26 protein-coding genes are annotated in these 23,265 nt (G+C 56.8%); 20 read left to right on the top strand and 6 right to left on the bottom strand.

Translation table 11 applies throughout. From position 1 onward, the window contains the following. The first annotated feature begins 159 nt into the window (after positions 1-159). The 7 genes from bamA (at position 160) to gloA (ending at position 7,388) form a co-directional block, all read left to right on the top strand. Positions 160-2,628 (top strand): outer membrane protein assembly factor BamA, encoded by a 2,469-nt coding sequence (bamA, locus tag KP707_RS02105; protein ID WP_086634460.1) that lies wholly within the window; start codon positions 160-162, stop codon positions 2,626-2,628. Between the two features lie 58 nt (positions 2,629-2,686). Next, the gene (locus tag KP707_RS02110; RefSeq protein ID WP_174694768.1) at positions 2,687-3,598 is read left to right on the top strand and encodes an OmpH family outer membrane protein; all 912 of its coding nucleotides are present in this window, start codon (positions 2,687-2,689) and stop codon (positions 3,596-3,598) included. A gap of 11 nt (positions 3,599-3,609) precedes the next feature. Next, on the top strand, positions 3,610-4,671 hold the full coding sequence (gene lpxD, locus KP707_RS02115) for a UDP-3-O-(3-hydroxymyristoyl)glucosamine N-acyltransferase (protein ID WP_211501996.1): 1,062 nt from the start codon (positions 3,610-3,612) through the stop codon (positions 4,669-4,671). 102 nt (positions 4,672-4,773) lie between these two features. After that, positions 4,774-5,292: a 3-hydroxyacyl-ACP dehydratase FabZ gene (gene fabZ, locus KP707_RS02120; RefSeq protein WP_080951397.1), complete on the top strand. Its 519-nt coding sequence runs from the start codon at positions 4,774-4,776 to the stop codon at positions 5,290-5,292. A 4-nt stretch (positions 5,293-5,296) separates the two neighbouring features. Continuing rightward, entirely contained in the window at positions 5,297-6,154 is an 858-nt protein-coding gene (gene lpxA / locus KP707_RS02125; protein ID WP_046899779.1) for an acyl-ACP--UDP-N-acetylglucosamine O-acyltransferase, read from the top strand. A 2-nt stretch (positions 6,155-6,156) separates the two neighbouring features. Then, positions 6,157-7,002 carry an LpxI family protein gene (locus KP707_RS02130; RefSeq protein WP_083956267.1) on the top strand — a complete coding sequence of 282 codons (846 nt, stop codon included), beginning with the start codon at positions 6,157-6,159 and terminating at the stop codon, positions 7,000-7,002. Next, positions 6,999-7,388 carry a lactoylglutathione lyase gene (gloA, locus tag KP707_RS02135; RefSeq protein WP_046899777.1) on the top strand — a complete coding sequence of 130 codons (390 nt, stop codon included), beginning with the start codon at positions 6,999-7,001 and terminating at the stop codon, positions 7,386-7,388. The genes KP707_RS02130 and gloA overlap by 4 nt, the downstream gene beginning before the upstream one ends. Here the strand turns inward: gloA and KP707_RS02140 are convergent. Continuing rightward, on the bottom strand, positions 7,372-7,581 hold the full coding sequence (locus tag KP707_RS02140; RefSeq protein ID WP_232309105.1) for a hypothetical protein: 210 nt from the start codon (positions 7,579-7,581) through the stop codon (positions 7,372-7,374). The genes gloA and KP707_RS02140 overlap by 17 nt on opposite strands. Positions 7,582-7,723: 142 nt before the next feature. Between KP707_RS02140 and rpmH the strand changes: the two genes are divergently transcribed. The 6 genes from rpmH to argB all read left to right on the top strand — a co-directional run bounded on the left by rpmH (position 7,724) and on the right by argB (position 11,878). Further along, positions 7,724-7,858 (top strand): 50S ribosomal protein L34, encoded by a 135-nt coding sequence (gene rpmH / locus KP707_RS02145; protein ID WP_010501271.1) that lies wholly within the window; start codon positions 7,724-7,726, stop codon positions 7,856-7,858. Then, positions 7,855-8,202: a ribonuclease P protein component gene (rnpA, locus tag KP707_RS02150; RefSeq protein WP_046899775.1), complete on the top strand. Its 348-nt coding sequence runs from the start codon at positions 7,855-7,857 to the stop codon at positions 8,200-8,202. Before rpmH ends, rnpA begins: the two co-directional genes overlap by 4 nt. Beyond that, on the top strand, positions 8,199-8,447 hold the full coding sequence (gene yidD / locus KP707_RS02155) for a membrane protein insertion efficiency factor YidD (RefSeq protein WP_086634463.1): 249 nt from the start codon (positions 8,199-8,201) through the stop codon (positions 8,445-8,447). The genes rnpA and yidD overlap by 4 nt, the downstream gene beginning before the upstream one ends. Positions 8,448-8,537: 90 nt before the next feature. Continuing rightward, positions 8,538-10,259, top strand: coding sequence for a membrane protein insertase YidC (gene yidC, locus KP707_RS02160; protein ID WP_099210558.1), 1,722 nt, complete (start codon positions 8,538-8,540; stop codon positions 10,257-10,259). Positions 10,260-10,265: 6 nt separating this feature from the next. Then, entirely contained in the window at positions 10,266-10,946 is a 681-nt protein-coding gene (yihA, locus tag KP707_RS02165; protein ID WP_086634465.1) for a ribosome biogenesis GTP-binding protein YihA/YsxC, read from the top strand. Further along, entirely contained in the window at positions 10,943-11,878 is a 936-nt protein-coding gene (gene argB / locus KP707_RS02170; protein ID WP_086634466.1) for an acetylglutamate kinase, read from the top strand. The genes yihA and argB overlap by 4 nt, the downstream gene beginning before the upstream one ends. Before the next feature lie 6 nt (positions 11,879-11,884). Here the strand turns inward: argB and KP707_RS02175 are convergent, their stop codons facing one another. Next, the gene (locus KP707_RS02175) at positions 11,885-12,862 is read right to left on the bottom strand and encodes a diguanylate cyclase domain-containing protein (protein ID WP_211501997.1); all 978 of its coding nucleotides are present in this window, start codon (positions 12,860-12,862) and stop codon (positions 11,885-11,887) included. 275 nt (positions 12,863-13,137) lie between these two features. On the opposite strand from KP707_RS02175, the gene dapD reads away from it, so the two are divergent. The 3 genes from dapD to KP707_RS02190 are packed head-to-tail and all read left to right on the top strand — an operon-like array spanning position 13,138 to position 15,732. Then, complete coding sequence (gene dapD, locus KP707_RS02180) at positions 13,138-13,968, top strand: 2,3,4,5-tetrahydropyridine-2,6-dicarboxylate N-succinyltransferase (RefSeq protein ID WP_099211095.1); 831 nt, start codon at positions 13,138-13,140, stop codon at positions 13,966-13,968. Positions 13,969-13,972: 4 nt separating this feature from the next. Then, entirely contained in the window at positions 13,973-15,118 is a 1,146-nt protein-coding gene (gene dapE, locus KP707_RS02185; RefSeq protein WP_211501998.1) for a succinyl-diaminopimelate desuccinylase, read from the top strand. 38 nt (positions 15,119-15,156) lie between these two features. After that, entirely contained in the window at positions 15,157-15,732 is a 576-nt protein-coding gene (locus KP707_RS02190; protein ID WP_211501999.1) for a hypothetical protein, read from the top strand. On the opposite strand, the gene truA is transcribed toward KP707_RS02190, so the two are convergent. The 3 genes from truA to def are packed head-to-tail and all read right to left on the bottom strand — an operon-like array spanning position 15,729 to position 17,973. After that, on the bottom strand, positions 15,729-16,499 hold the full coding sequence (gene truA / locus KP707_RS02195) for a tRNA pseudouridine(38-40) synthase TruA (RefSeq protein ID WP_046899768.1): 771 nt from the start codon (positions 16,497-16,499) through the stop codon (positions 15,729-15,731). The two genes, KP707_RS02190 and truA, sit on opposite strands and share 4 nt — an antisense overlap. Before the next feature lies 1 nt (position 16,500). Next, positions 16,501-17,412 (bottom strand): methionyl-tRNA formyltransferase, encoded by a 912-nt coding sequence (gene fmt, locus KP707_RS02200; RefSeq protein WP_211502000.1) that lies wholly within the window; start codon positions 17,410-17,412, stop codon positions 16,501-16,503. A 6-nt stretch (positions 17,413-17,418) separates the two neighbouring features. Beyond that, the gene (gene def, locus KP707_RS02205) at positions 17,419-17,973 is read right to left on the bottom strand and encodes a peptide deformylase (RefSeq protein ID WP_046899880.1); all 555 of its coding nucleotides are present in this window, start codon (positions 17,971-17,973) and stop codon (positions 17,419-17,421) included. A gap of 166 nt (positions 17,974-18,139) precedes the next feature. Here def and KP707_RS02210 point away from each other — a divergent pair, with 166 nt between their 5' ends. The 3 genes from KP707_RS02210 (at position 18,140) to KP707_RS02220 (ending at position 19,353) form a co-directional block, all read left to right on the top strand. Beyond that, positions 18,140-18,652: an Hsp20 family protein gene (locus tag KP707_RS02210; protein WP_046899766.1), complete on the top strand. Its 513-nt coding sequence runs from the start codon at positions 18,140-18,142 to the stop codon at positions 18,650-18,652. 76 nt (positions 18,653-18,728) lie between these two features. Continuing rightward, on the top strand, positions 18,729-18,980 hold the full coding sequence (locus KP707_RS02215; RefSeq protein ID WP_046899765.1) for a DUF1150 family protein: 252 nt from the start codon (positions 18,729-18,731) through the stop codon (positions 18,978-18,980). Between the two features lie 10 nt (positions 18,981-18,990). Next, entirely contained in the window at positions 18,991-19,353 is a 363-nt protein-coding gene (locus KP707_RS02220) for a RidA family protein (RefSeq protein ID WP_211502001.1), read from the top strand. 93 nt (positions 19,354-19,446) lie between these two features. On the opposite strand, the gene KP707_RS02225 is transcribed toward KP707_RS02220, so the two are convergent. Then, positions 19,447-21,834: a TonB-dependent receptor gene (locus KP707_RS02225; RefSeq protein ID WP_211502002.1), complete on the bottom strand. Its 2,388-nt coding sequence runs from the start codon at positions 21,832-21,834 to the stop codon at positions 19,447-19,449. A 216-nt stretch (positions 21,835-22,050) separates the two neighbouring features. Between KP707_RS02225 and KP707_RS02230 the strand changes: the two genes are divergently transcribed. Continuing rightward, entirely contained in the window at positions 22,051-23,217 is a 1,167-nt protein-coding gene (locus tag KP707_RS02230) for a phosphatidylinositol-specific phospholipase C1-like protein (RefSeq protein ID WP_211502003.1), read from the top strand. The last annotated feature ends 48 nt before the right edge of the window (positions 23,218-23,265 follow it).

Raw genomic sequence — 23,265 nt, forward strand, 5'->3', positions numbered from 1 at the left:
CGCCCGGTAACTCTTCGTGAGTGAAGGGAGATCTTGCATGGTGGGGGGATTTTCGGATACCTCCGCCAATGGCGTAGCGTGTCAGGCGCCTGCGAAAAATCTGTTACAAGGAAAACCGGTTTGTCAGGATCACGGTCAAGAGGTTCCCGGTCCCCGAACATGCGTTTGATGCTGCTGGCATCCGCATGTCTTCTCCCGACCGCTCTCGGTGTGGCGGAGGCCCGCTCTGCTCGTCAGCACCAGACATCAGGTGCAACCTCAGGCAACAACGTGATCCAGGCCATTTCGGTCACTGGTAACACGCGTATCGAGACCAGTACGGTTCTGTCGTACATGGTTGCTCAGCCGGGTGACTCTTTCAATCAGGACGATCTGGATCGTTCCCTGAAGACGCTCTATGCAACGGGCCTTTTCAAGGACGTCACCCTTCACCGCGATGGTAATACGCTGCTGGTGAATCTGGTTGAAAATCCGATCGTCAATCGTATTGTCTTTGAAGGCAATCATGCCCTGAAGGATGAGGATCTCCGTAAGGAAATCAGTCTTCGTCCCCGTGCGGTATTTTCGTCTCAGACCACGGCTGCCGACCGTCAGAAGATTTTGAACCAGTATGCAGGCAAGGCGCGTTTCGGCGCGACGGTCACGCCGCAGATCATCAAGCTCTCTCACAACCGTGTCGATGTTGTTTTCAAGATCAACGAGGCTCAGCAGACGCTGATCCACAAGATCGTTTTTGTTGGCAACCACGCTTTCAGTGAAGCACGTTTGGCACAGGTGATCTCGTCCAAGGAGAATACCTGGTATCGCTTCTTCTCATCCTCGGATGAGTATAATCCTGAGCGTATCAAGTACGATGCGGAGCTTCTGCGCCGCTTCTACCTTCACAACGGATTTGTCGATTTCCACATGATCGACGCGACGGGCGAGCTCTCTCCCGATCATAAGTCTTTCTACGTGACGTTCACCATTCATGAAGGTGAGCAGTATCGCATTGGCAAGATGGACGTTCGTTCCACGGTGCGTCGTGTAACGCCGGAAATGATGCGCAAGCACATCGAGCTGTTCAAGCATCAGATCTACGATGGCACTGCCATCCAGCATAACACGACGAACATGCAGGAATGGTTGCAGGCTCAGGGGCATCCGTTTGCGATGGTGCGCTCTGAAATCGCCCGTAATCCGGAAAAGCGGATTGTTGACCTTCTGTTCGATGTGACTGAAGGGCCGCATGTGTATGTTGAGCGTATCGACATCAACGGCAATACCATCACCCGGGATAACGTGATCCGACGCAACCTGCCCATGGCAGAGGGCGACCCGTACACCCCGTTTGACAAGAAATACTCCAAGCTGGCCCTTCAGGACCTCGGATATTTCAGCACGGTATCTGTTGATCAGACGCAGGGCTCCGCTCCTGACCGTGTGAACGTGTCTGCCAACGTGGTTGAGAAGCCGACTGGTGAGTTCTCACTGGGTGGTGGTTACTCCACAGACGTTGGTGTGTTGGGTAATGCGTCCATCAAGCAGCACAACATGCTTGGCACGGGTATCGACGCCGGTATCTCGGGTACGGTTGCGTACTATGAGAAGCAGGCTGACATCTCCATTACGGATCCGTACTTCCTGAACCGTAACCTGGTGGCTGGCGCTGATTTCTACTTCATCCAGAACAACTACCAGACGTATCAGAGCTACAAAGAATCCCAGTACGGTATGAGCCTGCGGCTTGGTTATGCCTATAACCGCTATCTGTCGCAGTCCTTCAGCTACACTCTGGTCGATCGTCAGGTTGGCAACTTCTATGATGCCGCAACGGTTGCAGCTGACCCGTCCTATATCGAATGGGTGCCGTCTGTTTACGTTCAGCAGTCTGCAGGTTGGTCGCTCCTGTCGCAGCTGAGCACCTCCCTGACCTATGACCGCCGTGACCGTCGTATGAATCCTCACGACGGTTACATGATGAAGCTGGGTGGTGATTTCGCGGGTGTTGGCGGAAACGCCAAGTATTTCCGTGTGAAGGCTGATGGCGCGTACTACCTGCCGCTGGACAGCATTACCGGCAGCCATGACTGGACCATGCAGTTCAAGGGCGGCGTGGGTTACATGGGCGACTGGGATTCCAACAGCAAGCGCAACATCATTGATAACTTCTATCTTGGTGGTGAAAACCTGCGAGGCTTCCTGCAGGGTGGTGTAGGCCCGCGTTCTGGCCATATCTGTACGGGAGCATATGTCAGCGGGTCCTGCCCGACGCTTGATTATCTTCCGCGGCAGGGTCAGGAAGATTTGCTTGGTGGCCGTTTCATGTACACGGCTTCCGCGCAGCTGAACTTCCCGATGCCGATGGGTGACGATCTTGGTATTTCCGGTCGTTACTTTGTCGATGCTGGTAGCCTGTCGAGCGTGCGTGTGCAGAAGAAGTACACAGACTATTCTCGCCGCTTCGAGGCCGGGTATCCTTATACCCCGATCAATGGTGACACCATGATCCCGCGTGTTTCCACTGGTCTTGGTATTTCCTGGAAGAGCCCGTTCGGCCTTGTGAATATTGATGGTGCCATTCCGCTGCGTAAGGAAAAGGGCGATCGTCTTTACCCGCTGCGCTTTGGCTTCGGACAGCAGTTCTAAGAACTGCGTGTCTGATTTCGAGCTCCAAGCAATTCCATCCCCTTTCCCAGAGGTGGTTATGACCTTTATTTCCCTGATGCGCCCGGCTTCGGTCGGTGCGCTTCTGGCTGCGACGGTTCTTGCTGTTGCACCCGCTGCTCACGCCCAGGCTGCCAACAACGGTGGATGGTTTGTTCCCAAGGCCGCACATCCGGATGCACCGGCTGCTGCACGTCCGGCACCTCGCCGTAGTGTGCCTATGGCTGAGGCACCTGTTGAAGACGAGCAGGCTGCTCCGAATGCACAGCAGGCTCCACCGGTTCTGCCGTTGCCACCGATCCCTAATCCGCCAACTGTTGCGAAGGGCGCTGCGCCGCCAGCTGCGGTCATTGGTGTGATCAATGTTCAGGCTGTCATGCAGATGTCGTCTGCTGCGCAGGAGATCCAGCAGGTTCTTGGCGCACGCCGTGACAAGCTGGCACAGGCTGTGCAGCGTGAAGAGGGTGCATGGCGTGGTGAGCAGCAGAAGCTGCAATCCGAAGCCCGCAGTCTTACAGCTGATCAGATCCAGCTTCGTGAGCGCCATCTTCAGGAGCGCCGCGCCAAGGATCAGCGCGATTTTGGTAATCAGGCTCGTATTGTTCAGGAAGCTGCGCAGGTCGCCTTCCACCAGATCGAGCGTGAGCTTGAGCAGGGCAACGGCATCATTGCCGCCGTTGCTGGTGCCCATAACATGAACCTGGTTCTGCATGCCGAGCAGGTTGTCCTGCACGTGGGCGAGCAGGACATTACGGAAGAAGTGGCAAACCAGCTGAACAAGACGCTGCCACACGTGTTTATTCCTGACGAAGGCGTTGATCCTGAGCAACTCGCCAAGTCTGGCAAGATGCCAACGACGGCAGATGAACAGCGTGCCCCGCAGGGTCCTGAACAGGCAGCGCCGGCTTCGGCTCCAGCGCAGCCTGAGTCCGTTCTCCGGCAGCATCACTGAGGCCTGATCCCGTGGCTGATAAGGTACTCACCGAAAACCGACCTGGTGATGAGCGCTTCTTCCTGAGAGCTGGACCTTTTGGTCTGGCTCATCTTGCGGAAGTATCGGGAAGCGAGGTTCGTTCCGCTGCTGAAGGGCAGGAGGATCAAGTCAGTTTCCGCGGGGTTGCCCCATTGCACGTTGCGGGACCGGAAGACGTCAGTTTTCTGGATAATCGCCGCTACCTGCCTCTTTTGGAAAAAACGCGTGCAGGAGTAGTGATTCTTGCGCCGGCTTTTGCCGACAAGCTGCCAGCACATACGGCGGGCCTTGTCTGCAAAACGCCCTACCTTGCATGGGCACGCATTGCAGCGCTCTTTCATCCTGCACCGTCATCGACGGGTGTTCGCCATCCTTCGGCTTATGTCAGTGAGACGGCTGAGATCGGTGAGAATGTCGAGATCGGGGCTTTCGCTGTTGTCGAAGACGGCGCGAAAATTGGCTCGGGCACACTGATTGGTGCGCATGCCGTGATTGGTCGGAGTGTCGAGATTGGTGAGCGTTGCCGCATTGGCAGCCATGTCAGTCTGACGCACGCCCGTGTCGGGAACAGGGTAACACTGTATCCGGGCGCCCGCATTGGTCAGGACGGATTTGGTTTTGCTGTCGGCCCTGCTGGTTTCGAGACCGTGCCGCAGCTTGGTCTGGTTGTCATTGAGGACGACGTTGAGATTGGTGCTAACTCAACGATTGATCGTGGCTCCATGCGCGATACGATCATTGGGGCAGGCACGCGGATCGATAATCTGGTTCAGATCGGACACAATGCTCAGCTCGGAAAATGCTGCATTGTTGTTTCGCAGGCTGGTATTTCCGGTTCGACCGAACTGGGCGACTTCGTCACAATCGCTGCTCAGGCCGGCCTGATCGGTCACATCAAGATTGGTGACAAGGCCCGTGTTGGGGCTCAGTGCGGTGTCATGTCTGACGTGGATGCGGGAGCGGATGTTATCGGCAGTCCCGCCATGCCCTTCCGGGAATTCTTCCGGAACGTAGCCACTTTGCGGAAGCTCTCCCGCAAAAGCGGCGACTGACCTTTCCGGTGACGGATGGTATCCCGTAGCCAGTTTTGCTAAGGGAGGCCATCCGCACTGCTCGGAGAGCAGAAAACTGACAAAATTTTCCCTTAGAAGGGCATGGTGAACAAAATGGATCGAGTGGACGCTCCGGCTGAAAAGACGACCCCGGCAGAAGGGGCTTCGGGAACGCACCAGGTTCCTGAGAGCATCGACATTCTGCAGATCATGCAGGCGATCCCTCATCGCTATCCGTTCCTGCTGATCGACAAGATGCAGGAAATCAAGGCTGGTGAGTCCGCTGTTGGCATCAAGAACGTCACGGTGAACGAGCCCTTCTTTCAGGGGCACTTTCCTTCCCATCCGGTGATGCCAGGCGTTCTGATCATCGAAGCCATGGCCCAGACAGCGGCAACGCTCGTTGTCCTGACGCTTGGCAAGGCCTTCGAAGGAAAGCTGGTGTATTTCATGACCATTGAAGGCGCGAAGTTCCGTCGCCCGGTAGGCCCTGGCGATCAGCTTCGTATTGAGGTGGTCAAGGAACGGTCCCGGGCGAACGTCTGGAAATTCAAGGGTACTGCACGTGTTGACGGCGTTGCTGTTGCAGAGGCAACCTTCAGTGCCATGATCATGGGCTGAACTGATGCAGATTGCAGGAAAACGATCCGATAGCGCTGAGATTCACGCGACTGCTCTTGTCGATGAACGTGCCCGAATTGGGGAAAATGTTCGCATTGGCCCGTGGTGCATCGTCGGGCCTCATGTGACACTTGGCGACGGTGTGCACCTGCATGCTTCGGTGATTGTCGACGGGCACACGACCCTGCGTGAGGAAGTGGAAGTCTATCCGTTCGTCACGATCGGGATGGCACCGCAGGACCTCAAATATGCTGGTGAGCCGACACTTTGTGAGATCGGCGCGAAAACCATCATCCGTGAAAACGTCACCATTCATCGTGGAACGGCGCAGGGACATGCTCTGACGAAAATCGGTGCGTCCTGTTTGATCATGGCGAATGCTCATGTGGCGCATGACTGTGTTCTCGGTGATCGTGTGATCATCGTAAACAATGTTGTCATGGGTGGTCATGTCGAGATTGCTGATGATGCAAAGGTTATGGGATCAGCAGCGCTCCATCAGTTCGTGCGCATTGGTCGCGGCGCTGTTGTTGGTGGCGTTTGCGGTGTCGAGATGGATGTCATCCCCTACGGAAGTGTTCTCGGGAACCGCGCCCGCTTGGTCGGTCTGAATTGGATCGGATTGAAGCGGTCTGGTGTGGGCCCGGAAGAAATGCAGGCCATGCGTCGTGCGTTCCGGACGCTTTATCCACGTCATGGCAGTACGGATGTGGTGCTTGAAGCCCGACTTGCGGACGTGCGCCGTGAATATGGGCATTTGCAGCGCATTGCTGAAATGCTGGACTTTATGGAAGCGCCAAGCCGCCGCGGGCTGACACGTGTGGCCCGCAATGAGGGGCTTTCCGAAACCGAAGGGGCCTGAGCGTGATGGGGGCAGGTTGCGTCGGTATTCTGGCCGGGGCGGGCCCCTTGCCTGCAAAGGTCGCTGCGGCTGCCCTGGAAAAGGGGAAGTCGGTTTTCGTGGTCGGCTTTCGTGATTTTGCGGACATGGCCCGTCTGGCGCCTTATCCACATGAAATCATCCGCCTTGCTGCTGTAGGAGAAATCCTGACAGCCCTTAAAAAGCATGGATGCCGGGAGTTGGTTCTGATCGGACCGGTTCGGCGCCCTGCATGGCGTGACCTTCGCCCTGATGCGGAAGGAGCGCGTGTTCTTGCGCGTCTGGGACGCGCAATCTTCCTTGGCGACGACGGGCTTCTCGGAGCAGTTGTGCGCGTGCTCGGGGAAGAAGGGTTCATTGTTCGTGGCGCCCACGAATTCCTTGATCATGCTACCGGTAAAAGCGGGACGCTCGGTCGCGTTGTGCCGGACGAACAGGCGCGTCAGGACATAGCGCGTGGTGTTCAGGTGCTGCGGGCCATGGCTGCGCTGGATATCGGGCAGGGGTGTGTCGTTCAGAGCGGTCTGGTTCTGGCTGTCGAAGCTCTCGAGGGCACGGATGCCATGCTGGGACGCTGCGGCAAACTGATGCAGGCTGGCAGTGGCGGCGTTCTTATCAAAATGCCTAAAAGCGGACAGGACCTGAGGGCAGATATGCCGACAATAGGTCCTGAGACGCTGGAAAATGCGGCCCGGAACGGATTGCGGGGCGTCGCGTTTCAGCCTGGTGTCACGTTGTTGACAGACCCTGACCGCTGCGTCGCCTTGGCTGACCGATACGGGCTATTCCTTTACGGGCTGACAAGCGAAGATCTGAAAGAAGAAAAATGAGCACATTTCTGCACACGATGGTTCGTATTCGAGACATTGATCGCAGTCTGGCGTTCTACAGCCTTCTTGGCATGAAAGAACTGCGCCGCAAGGAAGTTCGTGAAGGCCGTTACACACTCGTTTTCATTGGATTCGCTGATAATGAGAACGGACAGGCTGAAATTGAGCTGACCTATAACTGGGATCAGGAAACGGATTACGACGTTGGCACGGGATTCGGCCATTTTGCGATTGGCGTGCCGGATGTGGCTGCGCTTGTAGAGGCTGTTCGGATCGGCGGCGGCAAAGTGACCCGTGAAGCCGGGCCACTGAAGTTCGGCACGATCATCATTGCCTTCGTGGAAGATCCAGACGGCTATAAGATCGAGCTTATTGAGAAGAAGTAGGTTTCTTCAGGAGGCGCAGTGCTTTTTCCAGCGCCTCGACAATTGTTCCTGCATGTTTTCTGACGGATTCGTCTGAATGGGATGTCAGGATGTCCGCACACAGCATTGCCGGGGACAGGGCATTTCGCAGATCATGTCGAAATGCCTTGGAGTCGTCAGTTGATGACGGTGGTAGAGCGGGATTCTGGCTCATATCCTTAAGTTCCTGAGGGTGTAGCATTGACAGGGGAGGGTCGGGTGAGTACAAGCCCGGGTCTCATTCACCGGGCGTTTCGTGCGCCCGATCGACGCGGATGTCCAGAGAGGCGTCTGCATGGTTTTAAAGGATCGATGTCATGAAGCGCACGTATCAACCCTCCAAGCTGGTTCGTAAGCGTCGTCACGGTTTCCGTGCACGTAGTGCTACAGTCGGTGGCCGCCGCGTGCTGGCAAACCGTCGCACCAAGGGCCGCTCGAAGCTCTCCGCCTGAGCCGGAACCACACAGCTGGCCGCCTGAAAAAGCGGCCGCAGTTTCTGCGTGTTGCCGGGAAGGGGCGTAAAGTCGCTACCCCGGGAATGGTTGTGCAGATGCTGCAGGATGATAGCCAGCCTGATAGCCGTGTCGGCTTTACCGTCACGAAAAAGGTTGGAAACTCTGTCATTCGTAACCGCACAAAACGCCGCCTCCGTGAGGCGCTGCGTCTTGTAGCGCGTGAGGACGGTCTTCCTTCGGGAGACTTTGTCCTGATCGGCCGCGATGGTACGCGCCGACGAGAATTTCCCCTTCTTCAGGATGATCTTCGTAAAGCGCTCCGCAAAGGCCTGGAAAAATGACACGCCTTTTCAATAAGGCTGTCACCGTCTTCCTGCTTGCGTTGATTGACGCTTACAAGCTCTTCATCAGTCCCTATCTGGGTCGAAACTGTCGTTTTGAACCCGGGTGCAGCACCTATGCCATCATGGCGATCAAGGGGCATGGGCCTGTTCGGGGCGGCTGGCTGGCATTGAAGAGAATCCTCCGCTGTCACCCCTGGTCAAAAGGGGGATGTGACCTCCCGCCCGAGGCTCATCGGCATTAAAAACGCGTGCGCCTATTGTTTTGGTAACGGTTTTCGGCCACTTGAGGCTCAGCATTCCTCCGTTAGAGACGAAAGACCGGCATCAGCCCGATGGAAATCAAGCGCATCATTGCGGCCATTATCCTCTCGGCCCTCATCCTGATCGGTTTCGACTATTTTATGCCGAAACCCCGTCCGGACAGTCATCCGGCTGTGACGCAGACCACTGCGACACAGTCTCCGTCCACTCCGGCTGTTGCTGGTCCGGCTCAGGCGTCGCCTGAACCGGAAGTGGTCGCTCGTCGCATTGCGATTACCAGCGACGACGTGCAGGGCTCCCTTAACCTCAAGGGTGCGCTTCTGGATGATGCGGTGCTGACGAAGTACCGTGCCACTCTTGCAAAGGACAGCCCGCTTGTCCGTCTGCTGGACAAGCCCGGCAGCGAGCATCCGAACTTCTTCGTAATTGGCTGGAGCAACGCTCCGGGGTCCAATGCGAAGGTGCCGGATTTGAACACTGTCTGGACCAGTGCGGACGAGGCACTCTCTCCTGGCCACCCGGTCACGCTGACATGGGATAACGGCGAAGGTCTGATCTTCTCGATCCACCTTTCAGTTGATGAGCATTATATGTTCTCGGCTGTGCAGTCGGTGGAGAATCATTCCTCCCAGCCTGTTGCACTGCTTCCGTTCCAGCGTGTGCAGCGTGACTATCAGGCTCCGGAAGGTTTCTGGACGGCACATGAAGGCCCTATCGCCGTCATGGACGGTCGCCTGAACGACGAGACCTACAAAAACGTTCGCAAGGGTGCTGAGCATCCCGACCATACGTTCTGGGCCAAGGGTGGCACCGGTGGCTGGGGCGGTATCAGCGACAAGTACTGGCTGACGGCGGTTGCACCTGACTCCACGTCTTCTGTGACGGCAAGCTTTGCTTACGTTCCGGAAAATGCAGGGTCCTATCGTATCGGCTTCGTGTCTCAGGCTCCGCAGCAGATCATGCCGAATGGCACTGTTACGCAGACAAGCCATCTTTTTGCTGGTGCAAAGGTGCCAAGCCTTCTGCAGGCTTACAGCAGCAACCTACACATTACAGATCTCGATAAAGCCATCGACTTTGGCTGGTTCAGTTTCCTGACGCGTCCGATCCTGTATCTGCTGCACTGGCTGTATCTGCATCTGGGCAATTTCGGTCTGGCGCTGATGGCGCTGACGCTGATCGTCAAGATTGTGCTCTTCCCGCTGGCATCCAAGGCGGCAGGATCTTCAGCGCGCATGCGTCTGCTGGCCCCGAAGATCAAGGAGATCCGTGAGAAGAACAAGGACGACCCAATGGTGATGAACCAGAAGGTCATGGCGCTCTACCGCGAAGAGGGTGTTAGCCCTGCCAGTGGGTGCCTTCCTGTTCTGATCCAGGCTCCGATCTTCTTCTGTCTCTACAAGATGCTGAACATCAGCATTGACGAGCGTCATGCCCCGTTCTTCGGCTGGATTCACGATCTGTCCGTCCCAGATCCGACGAACATCTTTAACCTGTTTGGTCTGATCCCCTTCGACCCGACCGTGTATTTCTCCTTCCTGCACGTCAGCATCTGGGGAGCCGCACTGGGCGTGACTTTCTGGCTGCTCCAGCGCCAGACAATGGTCAGCATGGACCCGGCTCAGGCCCGCATCATGCAGTTTATGCCGCTGGTCTATGTGTTCGTGATGTCCAACTTCCCGGCCAGCCTTCTGGTTTACTATACGTGGAACAACCTGCTGACATTCGCCCAGCAGTCCTTCATTCAGAGCCGTGCCAAGTTGCCGGTTCCTGTTACTAAAAGTGGACGCTGAGACATCATGAAAGAAGCCGCTGGCCCTCCTACCCCTGAACAGATCGAAGACGGTCGCCTGCTCTTCGCAGGGGAGTGCGAGTTCTTTTTTGGTTCACAGAAGATCGACCAGCTTCCGCCGGTCGGTCGGCCGGAAGTTGCTTTTGCCGGGCGTTCTAATGTTGGCAAGTCCAGCATCATCAACGCCCTGACCGGGCGTCGTGCGCTAGCGAGAGCATCTTCGGAGCCGGGGCGCACCAAGCAACTCAACTTCTTCAATCTCGCGGACCGCATTTCTCTTGTGGATATGCCCGGTTACGGTTTCGCGAAGGCTGCAAAATCGGTCAAGGAAGACTGGCAGAACATGATGTTCGCCTATCTTCGTGGACGGACGACGCTGGCCCGCGTCATTCTGCTTCTGGATGCGCGGATTGAGATCAAGCAGTCCGACAGGGACGTCATGGATCTGCTGGGGCGTGCGGCTGTGGTATTCCAGATTGTGCTCACCAAGTGCGATCAGGTTCGGCCGACTGCACTGAAAGCCAAGATTGCAGAAGTTGAAGCGATCGCTCTCAAGCAGGCTGCGGCCTACCCACGGATCGTCTGCACCAGCAGCCAGACCGGGGAAGGGATTGAAGATCTCCGGGCGGAGATTGCCCGTTTCGCAGATCCTGTTCAGACGTCAGGGGAAGGAGATGTCCGGCCATGAGTAAAAAGACCCACAGTGAAAAGCTGCCGGAGATTCCCCCGGCGGTGAATATGGATGATGCCCAGCAGCAGGCTGCTATTCTTGCAAGCGCTCTGCCGTACCTGCGTCGTTATGCCGGTGACACGATCGTCGTGAAATATGGCGGTCATGCAATGGGTGAGGGCAAACTCGCCAGTGCTTTCGGGTATGACATTGCCCTGCTGAAACTGGTCGGGATCAATCCGATCGTTGTGCATGGTGGCGGTCCCCAGATCAGCTCCATGCTGGATCGTCTCAATATTCGCTCAGAGTTTGTGGATGGTCTGCGCGTTACCGATAGTGCCATGGTCGATGTGATCGAGATGGTTCTGGCCGGGAGTGTGAACAAGCAGGTTGCCCAGCTTATAAACCGTGCTGGCGCCATGGCTGTTGGAATTTCGGGCAAGGATGGAAGTCTTATCCAGGCCCGTAAGGTCACCCGTACGCGGCGTGATCCGGACAGCCAGATCGAGAGCGTCATTGACCTCGGTTTTGTAGGGCAGCCTGAGAAGATTGATCCGCGCGTTCTTTATGCTCTGCTTGGCTCAGGTCTTATCCCCGTGATTGCGCCTGTGGGTGCTGGCGAGAATGGTGAGACCTACAATATCAATGCCGACACGGCAGCAGGCGCGATTGCCGGTGCAGTTCATGCATCACGACTGCTGATGCTGACGGACGTTCCGGGCGTGCTGGACCGTGAGGGTAAGCTGATTGAAGAGCTGAGCGCAGAAGAAGCGCGCAATCTCATCAAGGATGGCACGATTTCCGGCGGCATGATCCCGAAAGTTGAGACCTGTCTGGACGCTGTTCAGAGCGGTGCCAAGGCTGCGGTTATTCTCGACGGTCGCGTGCCCCACACCTGCCTTCTGGAACTCTTTACCCGAGCAGGTCCAGGAACTCTCATTAAAGCCTGATGTGGCTTATGGCGCTTCATGTGAGAAGCGCCATTTTTTTTGCTCTTCTTCTCCGGTCTGGAGAGCCTGACTGGCTCTTTCCAAAAGATTGTCTGCCGTATTTTCCGGATCATTCGCTTCGCGGCACATCAGTCCGATGTGTAACGGGAGATGCACTGGTGGATTAATCAGGATCGGGATGCCATGCGCCGTCATCCGTTCGGCACGCTCAGCCATAGCGAAGCGATCCCCTCCGTCCAGCCAAAGCGCAAACATGTTGCCACTAAGCCGGGCAATAGCATCGGTTGGGCGTACGGCTTTGCGGAGTAAGGCAACGCATTGCGTGAGCGCTTCTTCTCCTGCCTGAAACCCATGTGTTTGGGTTATTTCGCTCAGGCCGGGAACATGCGCGATCATGAGGGTCGCCGCGAGGCAATCACGATCCAGACGCGGAATGCGTCGCTCCATTTCCTGCTTCAGACCTTCCCAGTTGAGAAGGTTGGACGAGAGGTCATAGTGAGCGCCTTTCAGGACGGTCCTGTGCAGCCCTTCCAAATCTTGCAACGTCGCAATGAAGGCCAGAAGAGTACGGATAAATTCGATCTCTTCCGCTGACCACGGTGTTTCTTTCCAGCACAGAAGGCCGAGAGGTGCCTGGCTTCTGATGGCCTCGCACACCAACAGCGCGTGACGGGCGGCTGAGAAAAACTGAATGACGTCGTGATTGAGCAAAAAGTCGTACCGTTGCAGTTCATTCTGAAACCCCTCTGGAATTGGGGCGGATTGATGCAACATCAGACTATGATCTGAGGCTTTGAATGCGCTGAAGAGCAGGCACTCAGCCCCAAGTGCTTCCTGTACTTTGGAGAGAGCCGCTGCGATGCCTAGCCGCGGCAGAATGGCGCTGCGCATACAGGCCAGGCTCTCTCGCAAGAGTTGCAAGCTTTGAGGGGAGGTGGGCTCGGTCACCGGAGGGGGCGGGCTTTTCAGGCCAATGTCATGCATTGCCGCAAAGGATCCATGATTTTGCGGCTGAACGTGCCGCATCGTTGAAGCGAGAGATGTACTGCGTCGTGAATCGATGTGAGAACACGGTCTGGCGCCTTGGGCATTCCGGGTCTTTTCCAGAAGCGAAAGGGCTTGGATTTTTCATAGGATCAAAAGGTAAACAAAGCCTTAACGTTGGTCTGGATGTTGCTCACAGGGAAAGAGCCGTTGACAGTCGGGATCGGGGACCGCATGGTCCGGCGGTTTTCTGCTCCTTTTCCGGATTGGTCCTGATGCCTCACGATACGCTCCGCACCGCTATTGACGCTCTTTGGGAGCGTCGCGCTACTCTGAACGCCCAGACTGAGGGAGAGGACCGCGAGGTCGTCGAAACCGCTCTCAAAGGGCTGGACGCTGGTACGCTGCGTGTTGCCGAGCCGAGCGAAGATGGCTGGGTTGTCCATGAATGGCTGAAGAAGGCTGTTCTGCTCTCATTCCGCCTGTACGACAGCCGCGTGATGGTGGGTGGATGTGGCGGTCAGCCTGCTTTCGATAAGGTTCCGCTGAAGTTTGAAGGCTGGGATCAGTTCCGGTTTGCTGAAGCCGGTTTCCGTGCCGTTCCAGGTGCCATTGTTCGTCGCTCAGCGTTCATTGCGCCGAATGTTGTTCTGATGCCGAGCTTCGTGAACGTGGGTGCCCGCGTAGATAGCGGCACGATGGTCGACACCTGGGCAACGGTTGGTTCCTGCGCCCAGATTGGCAAGAACTGCCATATCAGCGGTGGTGCAGGCATCGGTGGCGTTCTTGAGCCGCTTCAGGCTGCTCCAGTCATCATTGAAGATGATTGCTTCATCGGTGCCCGTTCGGAAGTTGCTGAAGGCGTGATCGTGGAGAAGGGCTCCGTCCTGTCCATGGGCGTGTTTATCGGTGCCTCTACGAAGATTGTGGACCGTGCGACGGGTGAAATCTTCATGGGACGTGTGCCGGCTTATTCTGTGGTTATCCCAGGCACGCTACCACCGAAGGAGCCAGGTCAGCCGTCCCTCGCATGCGCTGTGATCGTCAAGCGCGTTGACGAGCGTACCCGCTCCAAGACGTCCATCAACGAACTGTTGCGCGACTAAAGTCATGCCGTCCCCATCTTTTCCGACTGATCCTGTTGCTCTCGCGCAGGATCTGATCCGCTGTCAGTCCGTCACACCCGCCGATGACGGGGCACAGGCTCTTCTGGCATCTGTGCTGGAAGGGATGGGGTTTGAAGTGGTCCATTTGCCGTTCGGGCCAGCGGACGCTCCGACGCCGAATTTTTACGCTAAAATTGGTACTGGGCGTCCGTCTCTCTGCTTTGCGGGCCATACGGATGTGGTTCCCCCCGGTGAAGGGTGGGCACACGATCCTTTCGCAGCGCAAATTCAGGATGGGCGACTGTATGGCCGCGGGATCGCGGACATGAAAGGTGGCGTCGCCTGTTCCGTGGCAGCCATCGCTCGTTTTCTTCAGAACAATACCCTCAAGGGGTCAATCTCCCTGCTCATTACAGGTGATGAAGAAGGCCCGGCTCATTTCGGTACGAAGCCTGTCATTGAATGGCTGGCGGCTCGAAATGATGTGCCTGATTTCTGCCTGCTCGGAGAACCCACAAATCCTTCGGCTCTGGGGGATACGATCAAGATTGGTCGCCGGGGCAGCATGAACGCGGACATTGTGGTTCGGGGCGTTCAGGGACATGTTGCCTATCCGCATCTGGCCGATAACCCCATTCATCGCCTTCTTCCGGCGCTCAGTGAACTGACTGGACGCTGCCTTGATGAGGGGACGAAGTGGTTCTCCCCGTCGTCATTGCAGGTTACGAGCGTTGACGTCGGCAACCCTGCGACGAACGTCATTCCCGCTGAGGCCAAGGCCCGCTTGAACATCCGGTTCAATGACTGTCACACCGGTGCTGCTCTGGCTGAGTGGATCCGTGATGTTGTGGCCCGGCATGCACCTGACAGTGACGTGACGGTTTCCATCAGCGGGGAGGCGTTTCTGACGCAGCCGGGCCCAGCAGTTCAATGTCTTGAGCGGGCTGTTCAGGATGTGACAGGGCGGCAGCCGAAACTCGATACGGGCGGAGGAACGTCTGATGCGCGCTTCATTTCGCAACACTGTGCCGTAGCGGAGTTTGGTCTGGTTGGGGCGACAATGCATAAGCGGGACGAGCATGTTGACGTCTCGACCCTTGAAGATCTGACGCAGATCTATCTGACGTTCATGGAAAGATTTGGCCTGTGACCCCAGACCGTCCAACCGGTATTCCCCCGCTTGGAGGAATGAGTATTCCACTGGGCGTCTGGCTGCTGGGGCGCGGACGTGCGGTGGGGATCAACTGTTTCTCCCCCGGGGTTCAGCCGCTGATGGCGGCTCTGGCACCCACCATTGCCATAACCCTGATCGAACTGGTGAGTGTCTTCCTGTTGCCAGCGGATCAGCGGGAATTGCAGGCCATACGCGCATTGGTTCAGCTGGTTTGCCCGTTGCTTCAGCTCATCGTCTCGGAACGTTATGCCGTGTTCGTGGGCCGGAAAGGCTTGTGGACCCGGTATGCGACGGCCTCGCTCTGGTGTGCGTGGCTACCGGTTATCATGATGATCATGGCCGAAGGCATCATGAGGATCATCATGCCTGCCGCTGCCTCGTCTTCTGCAGCGCTGGCGGGTGTTGCGGTGGGTGTATGGCTCTATAGCCTGTGGCTAACCTGGTATGTCACACGGGTTGGGCTTGTGATGACGGCATGGCAGGCCGCCATTATGACCGTATTGCAGACGGTGAGCGTGTTTGTCCTGATCGGCCTGCTCTTACTGGTCCCACCGCATTACAATGCGATAGCCGATCTGTTCGGAGCTTAGGCGAACGGATCTTCCGGATAGCCGACGCCTGTGAGGCAAAGGCCATCCGGTGGAGAAGTCGGTCCCGCAGCGCAGCGGTTCCGGGCTTCCAACACTTCGCGCATCTTTTCCGGTGGCCACTGGCGAGAGCCCACCATGACCAGAGAGCCAACCATATTCCGGACCTGATGGTGCAGGAACGAGCGTGCCTTCGTGTTCACGATGACCAGTTCGCCTTCCCGGTGAATGGTCAGAACATCAAGGGTGCGGACAGCACTTCGGGCCTGACAGGCGATCGCCCGGAATGACGTGAAGTCGTGCGAGCCCAGAAGGTAATTCGCGCCTTCCTGCATCAGGTCTACATCCAAAACGCGCTTGACGTGCCAGACGTGTGTTTCCTGCAAGGCGGGGCGCGCCTGACGGTTTAGGATCTTGAACTGGTAGCTGCGCCAGATGGCGGAGAAACGTGCGCTCCAGTCCAAGCTGACCTGTGCGGCCTCCAGAACTACAACCCTGTGAGGCTTGAGGTAATAACCCATGCCATCGCGGATCTGGCGCCCGTTGATCTTGGCGTCGCCCGGGAAATCGATGTGAATGACCATTCCGGAGGCATGGACACCGGCATCGGTACGGCCTGCGGTGATGCTGGAGACCGGACGATTTCCAACAAGCCGAGACGCTGCCGCCTCAATGAGGCTCTGGATAGAGACGCCGTCTTGCTGTTTCTGCCATCCCACAAAGCCCGTTCCGTCATATTCGAGACGTAACGCCCAGCGGGAGATATCCATTTCAGTCAAAGCGTGTGCCTGCCGGAATTGCTTGTCCGCGTACGAAATCTGCAGCGTCCATCATGCTGCGTCCGGGTTTCTGGATACGGTCAATGCGCAGTGCACCGGTGCCGCAGGCAATCGTCAGAGCATCATCCAGTGCGCTACCGGCAACAGGTCCTGCAATTTCGGGGCGTGGGGTAGCTGCGCCGATTTTGAGGACGACATCGTTTAGCGTCGTGAATGCGCCGGGCCATGGTGTCAGCCCCCGAATTTGGCGATCGATTTCTTCGCAGGACCGTGACCAATCGATACGTCCGTCTTCGCGCTTCAACATATGCGCGTATGTCACGCCGTCTTCAGGCTGTGGCACAGGCTGAGGCTGCTCACTCAGTGCTCGAACAATCAGCCTGCCGCCAATTTCTGCCAGACGATCGTGGAGCGTGCTGGCGGTGTCTGAAAGACTGATCGGCGTGGCTTCTTCCAGCAGGACCGCGCCCGTATCGAGACCCTCGTCCATCTGCATGATGGAAACGCCGCTTTTGGTATCTCCGGCCACGATTGAGGACTGGATAGGCGAAGCTCCGCGCCAGCGGGGAAGCAGGCTTGCGTGAATATTCAGGCATCCCAGACGGGGGGCATCCAGCATGGCTTTCGGCAGGATCAACCCGTAAGCGGCGACTACTGCGGCGTCTGCATTAAGCGCGGCAAAGGCTTCATGCTCCGCTTCGTCCCGGCGAACGCGGGCAGGCGTACGCACTTCAATGCCTGCCGCTTCGGCGGCTTCATGGACAGGGGAGCGCCGTACGGCCTTGCCACGTCCTGCCGGACGAGGGGGCTGCGTATAAACGGCAACGATTTCGTGTCCTGCGGCCATGAGGGCATGCAGGGCCGGAACCGCGAAATCCGGCGTACCCATGAAGATCAGACGCATCAGAGATTAACGCCTTCTCAGCTTCTGCTCTTTGGCCAGGCGGCGCATGATCATGTTGCGCTTGAGTGTGGAGAGGTGATCCACGAACAGGATACCCTCCAGATGATCCATTTCATGCTGGATGCATGTCGCCAGCAGGCCATCAGCATCACGCTCGATGATCTCACCCGCGAGGTCGCGGTAACGCACGCGAATCGATTCGGGACGGATGACTTCCGCATATTGGTTCGGCAGCGAGAGGCAGCCTTCTTCCCGTACGGCCATCTGTTCGGAATCCGTGACGATCTCCGGATTGATGAGAACCATGGGTTCGCGGGGGGCATCTTCTTCAGCGACGTCCACAAGGGCGAAGCGCATATCAAGACCAACCTGCGGGGCCGCGAGGCCAATGCCGGGGGCCTTGTACATGGCGGAAAACATGCCTGGAAGCTGCTCACGCAGGAACGCCATGTCCTCTGCGCGGACGTCACGGGTGACCTGACGCAGCACGGGCGCAGGGGCAATCAGGATCGGGGTCGGCGGCACCGCGTCGATGCCGGACAGGAAATCGAATTCGCTCATGCCTTGCGATGTAGCGAGCGACGGCTGTTTATGCCAGTCCCGAGCAAGCATTTCCCGAGGCAGAACTTGCATAGAAAGCCTGCTCCACCATATCCTAGGGTCACGTCAGATGCCTCATGGAGGGTCTGGTTCCCGCTGTCTCGCTCATGGAGGAGGCTCTAGCCCTATGTCCGGTCGCTTGTTTACATCCCCGATGTTCCTTGGTTTTGATCATCTTGAGCAGATGCTCGAGCGTGCCTCCAAGTCTACGTCAGACGGTTACCCGCCCTACAACATCGAACAGCTGAGCCAGACGGCGCTCCGGATTACCTTGGCTGTAGCCGGGTTCGTGATGGATGACCTTCAGATCACGCAGGAAGACAACCAGCTGGTGATCCGTGGACGTCAGACCGATGACAGCCAGGGACGGATCTTCCTGCATCGTGGTATTGCTGCACGGCAGTTCCATAAGGCGTTTGTTCTGGCTGAAGGCATAGAGATTGGCGGGGCATGGCTTGATAATGGCCTGCTTCATATCGATCTTCTACGTCCGGAGCCTGAAGTCCGTGTCAAACGGATTGCTATCACGCAAGGACGGCGCACTGGCGGGAGCCCGCAGACGGTTCAGCACGAAGTTGTCCCGCCTGTGGTCAAGACGGCACGGCGGACCCGGCCGGTGCGGGAACTCGACGACGAGTAAGTCACGTATCGACAGTATGAATGTTTCAACCTGACTGCGGCTGAAAAGGCCCTCAGGTGTCAGTAAGGATTATGAATTGAACAACCCGTTCGAAAACAGTGATGGGCAGGAAGATGTGCTCCCCGCAGATCTGAGGCGGATCACGGGGCCGCAGCTCCGGACGCTGGGCATGTCCCAGCTGGCCTATGTCAAATCAGTGCTGCATGACGGCGAGCTGATGGTGGCGATTCACGCTGCTGACGGCACACCGATGGCAGTTGCTGAGGATGAGGAAAGCGCTATGGACGCGATCCTCGAACACGAATTGATTCCTACTCTTCTTCAGTGAAGGTTCCGGCGTGAGCACTAATCCCGACATTACCCGCCATCTTGAAGAAAATCGTCTTGCTGGCGTCGTGACCCATAATGGCTTGGCTTATCTCGCCGGTCAGGTCGCGGATGATGCCACGCTGGATACTGAAGGCCAGACGGCTGATATCCTGCACCAGATTGACGTGCTTCTGGCGGATCTGGGTACGGACAAGACGCGTATCCTGTCTGTTCAGATCTTCCTGACCGACATCAACGAGATCGGGAACATGAACAAGGCTTGGGATGCGTGGCTGGATACGGGCCATAAGCCCGCTCGTGCCACGGTTGAGGCCAAGTTGGCCGATCCGGACTGGCGGGTGGAAATTACGGCGATTGCTGCCCTGCGCTGAGCAGAAGCAACTCCCAATAAAAAAGCGGTACGGCCAAAGAGGCTGTACCGCTTTTTTTGTTTGTTCGGGAGCGTTCAGATCCCGGTATGGGTTTTATTCAAACGTGCCAGAGACGGAAACAACCGCAGCGAAGCCGGTGCCGACGCTGTAGGTCGGCTGAGATGCTGAGAGGGTCTTTCCATAGACGCCGCGTGTTGTTGTGGCGTTGCCGGAGAAGCCGTTGACCTGCGCCAGATAGTGACTGTCCCCGACATTCATGAGGCTCAGCATGGCCTTCGGGCGAACCCGGCCGATTTTCGGAAGGTATCGACCCAGCGAAATATCGGACGTGATGTAGGACGGAATGGACTGGTCATTCATGAGCGTTGCGTACTGGGAGTCCGTGTAGCGCAGGTTGAAGTTCGCGAAGTTGGTGCCATCGTCATAGGTCAGGCCCAGAGCGCCGGTGAACTTCGGGGACGCGACTTCCTGCTTGCCCTTCGTGCGCAGATAGTCACCCTGGTAGGCGATGTTGTTGCCAACACGCGTATGCATGAACTGGCCGGATGCATAGGCGCTGATATGGTGCCAAGGGCGCGTTGAAATTTCAGCCTGTACGCCCTGTGCGCTTTCGCCACCCGCATCGATCGGCTGGCTGATCATGATGGTGGAGTTGGGAAGATAAGAGACGCTGGTGATCTGGTGATGCGTCAGGTTGTAATTGAACAGCGCCACGTTGAACATGATATCACCCGAATGGCGATATCCGATTTCCTCACCGATCATGTATTCCGGCTGGAAATTTGTCAGCGGAAGTGAGGCTTTGTTTGCGCTGGTGAAGCTGTAAACCGGGACCTGTGCCTGGAAGGAAGACGGTGCGCGATAACCGGTCGTGCCGTTCACGTAGATCTGGTTTTTCTGATCAAACTGGTAGCTGATCAGGACCTGCGGGATGGGAACAAACATGTTCTCCACGGATTTGAAATTGGCTCCTGGCAGATCCTGACTGAAGCTGCGGGAGATCATGTTGGCGCGCAGGCCCGCGTCGATGGTAAGGCGGTCATGGAAGAGCTTGACCTGATCTTCCAGACCGATGGCGTTCAGCTGCTGAAAGCCATTGATGTTGTACTGGCTGACGGACACGTTGTTGAAGGCGGTCAGGTACCCGTTATTCTCGGTGTACTGGCCGGATGCATTGACCGGATAATGGTTCTGGTACTCGGTATGGACTGCATAAGAATACCAGTAGGAGAGTTTCAGCGTATTGAAACCACGATGCCAGGCACCAACAAGGTTGATGCCGCTGGACGTCTGGACCCATGGGTGAATACTGATGGCTGTGACATTTCCGGTCTGGCCTTCATATCCGTTCAAGGATGAATATTGCTGGGTGCCGACATAGCCGTTGGACGCTGGAATATTGACGCCGTAGTTGTTGGGGCCGAACGTCTCGATGGCATAGGGTTCAGCGTCAAGCGTCAGGCCATGTCCGAAGTCGAAATGGTTTTTAAGCGCACCGACTACGGCATTCGTCGCCTTGGTGTTGAGCTTGTAATAGAGCGTGTCACCCTTCGTGTAGGTCCCGTGCGTGTTGTAGCCGGTGCCGTAAGTGTTCCACTGCGCAAGCGTCGGGTAGAGCCACTCGGTCTGGTTGGCTTTGTTATATCCGAAAATCAGCTCGGAGCTGCTTTTGGGCGCCCAGCGCTTTTCGATGGCGGCGTCCACATGCCAGCGATCCATCTGGCCGGGGCCGCGCCAGAGATTGGCGCTGGAATAAGAGCCGGACGCAAAGGCCCGGACGCCACTATGCCCGATTTCACCTGTGTCAAACCGGACGAATTCCTTGTTCGTGCTGTGTGTACCGCCGGAGGCTTCCGCATAGGCTGTCATTTTGTCTGCGGGGTGTCGCAGGGACAGTGTCATCTGTGCGCCATCAGCGTTGTAAACGGGTGCCGTGAGGTCTGACGAGCCTTGGCTGACGGAAACGGACCCCAGGTTCTCGTTATCGACCATAGCGGACGTATAGGCGCCGTAAGTGAACGGGTCGGCGAGGGGAATGCCTTCATACACCATGCCGATCTGCGTCTGATCCAGGCCGCGGATATGGATGGTTTCTGCCGTCGTGCTGAGCGGCCCTTCGTTGGTGGCCTGCACGCCGGGAAGACTTGAGGCCAGAACGCCGGGCGTAACGGTTGGGGCCTGTTTGGAAATATAGTCCTGTGTGACGGTGCTGATGGTTTTGGCTTCCGTATGATGTACCATCATTCCGCCGCCCAGTGCCCGGCGACTGGCGCGAATGCTCATGCTCTCGGCCGAATGGCCTTCCAGATCGTGCGGAACTTTTGGTGCGGCTTTTGGAGCTGAAGCGACAGGCGCCTGTTTTGTCTGGGTTTTGCCGGTGTGATGGACGCGGGCATGTGCCGGGCCGGTGCTGCATACCAATGCTGGAACGAGTGCGGAGGCGCAGAGCAGATAAAAAGAACGTCTCTTGTAGGAAGGCATTGTTATTCCATCACACGGCACGTTTGGCCTGGGGCCACCTCCCGGAAGGAGGCATGAGTGGAACTACGGGCGCTTCCGGATCATTTCAAAGGATGTTTTTATGAACATGAAATGAAATAAATAAGTCATCATCATAAAACGTTCAAAACATTACGGTTGTCATATGTCTTGTAGTGATCTGTCATCCCGTCGCTTCTGAGAAATGGATGGCATCGCATGAACCGCTTCACGTATGGACTGGTCTTTTCTTTCTTTGGTCTTTCATCATCGGCTTTGGCGCAGGAAATTCCCAAGGATTTACATCTGAATCAGGTTCAGATCATTGGAACCCATAATAGTTACAGAACGGATCTTTCTCCCGCGACGCTGAAATGGCTTCAGGCGGTTTCCCCAAAAGCCGCAGAAGCGTTGGACTACAAGCACACGACACTGGACCGGCAGCTTGATGGTGGCGTTCGCCAGCTCGAAATTGATATTTATGCCGATACGCAGGGCGGCCAGTACAGTCATCCAAAGGGGCCGGAGTGGGAGCGTAAAAGCGGTATTACCCCCGATGCTGATCCGGCATCCGCCGCAGCCATGCAGGGTACCGATTTCAAGGTCATGCATATTGTGGACATTGACCAGCACTCGAACTGCGAACCTTTCAGCAAATGCCTTCAGATCATCCGGACGTGGTCAGATGAGCATCCGGGGCATTTCCCGGTGTTCATTGATGTCGAAACAAAACAGGACATCCCATTTAAAAGCGACAAGATGACATTTACGGTTCCCGAGACGTTTGTGCCTGCAACCTATGATCGTCTGGACAAGGAAATCACGGATATTATTGGCCGTGATCATCTTCTGATTCCTGACGATGTTCGGGGGACGTCAGCCTCGGTCAATGAAGCGATCCGAACGAAAGGCTGGCCTACACTGGCGTCTGCGCGTGGCAAGATCATCTTCGTGCTGGATCGCCCTCAGGATACCGCCCGTTATGTGCTGAACCATCCGGGCCTGAAAGGGCGCGTTCTGTTTACCAATGGCCGACCGGGTGATCCGGATGCGGCTTATACGGAGGTCAATGAAGGTTTCGCCGGTCAGAAGGGCGCGTCTTTTGATAATGCTGAGGCTGCCCGGAAAATCCCGGAGCTGGTTCGGCAGGGTTATCTCGTGCGGACGCGGGCGGATGCCAACACGATTGAGGCGCGCCAGAATGACCTGAGCCGCCGAGACGTATCTTTTAAGAGTGGCGCGCAGATTATCAGCACTGATTATCCGGCCATCGAGCCTGCGCCCTGGCATGACTACAAGGTTCAGTTTGCCAATCAGGCGGTGGCTCGGTGCAACCCGGTTAATGCGCCCAAGGACTGCCGGGATGGCGCATTAATCAAGGACTAAGACCTTCAGGCTGTTGGGTCATGGGGGGCGAGCAAGTGCTCGCCCTTT

Origin of the sequence: Gluconobacter sp. P5E10 (assembly GCF_018812145.1) — a bacterium.
GTDB classification, from domain to species: domain Bacteria; phylum Pseudomonadota; class Alphaproteobacteria; order Acetobacterales; family Acetobacteraceae; genus Gluconobacter; species Gluconobacter cerinus.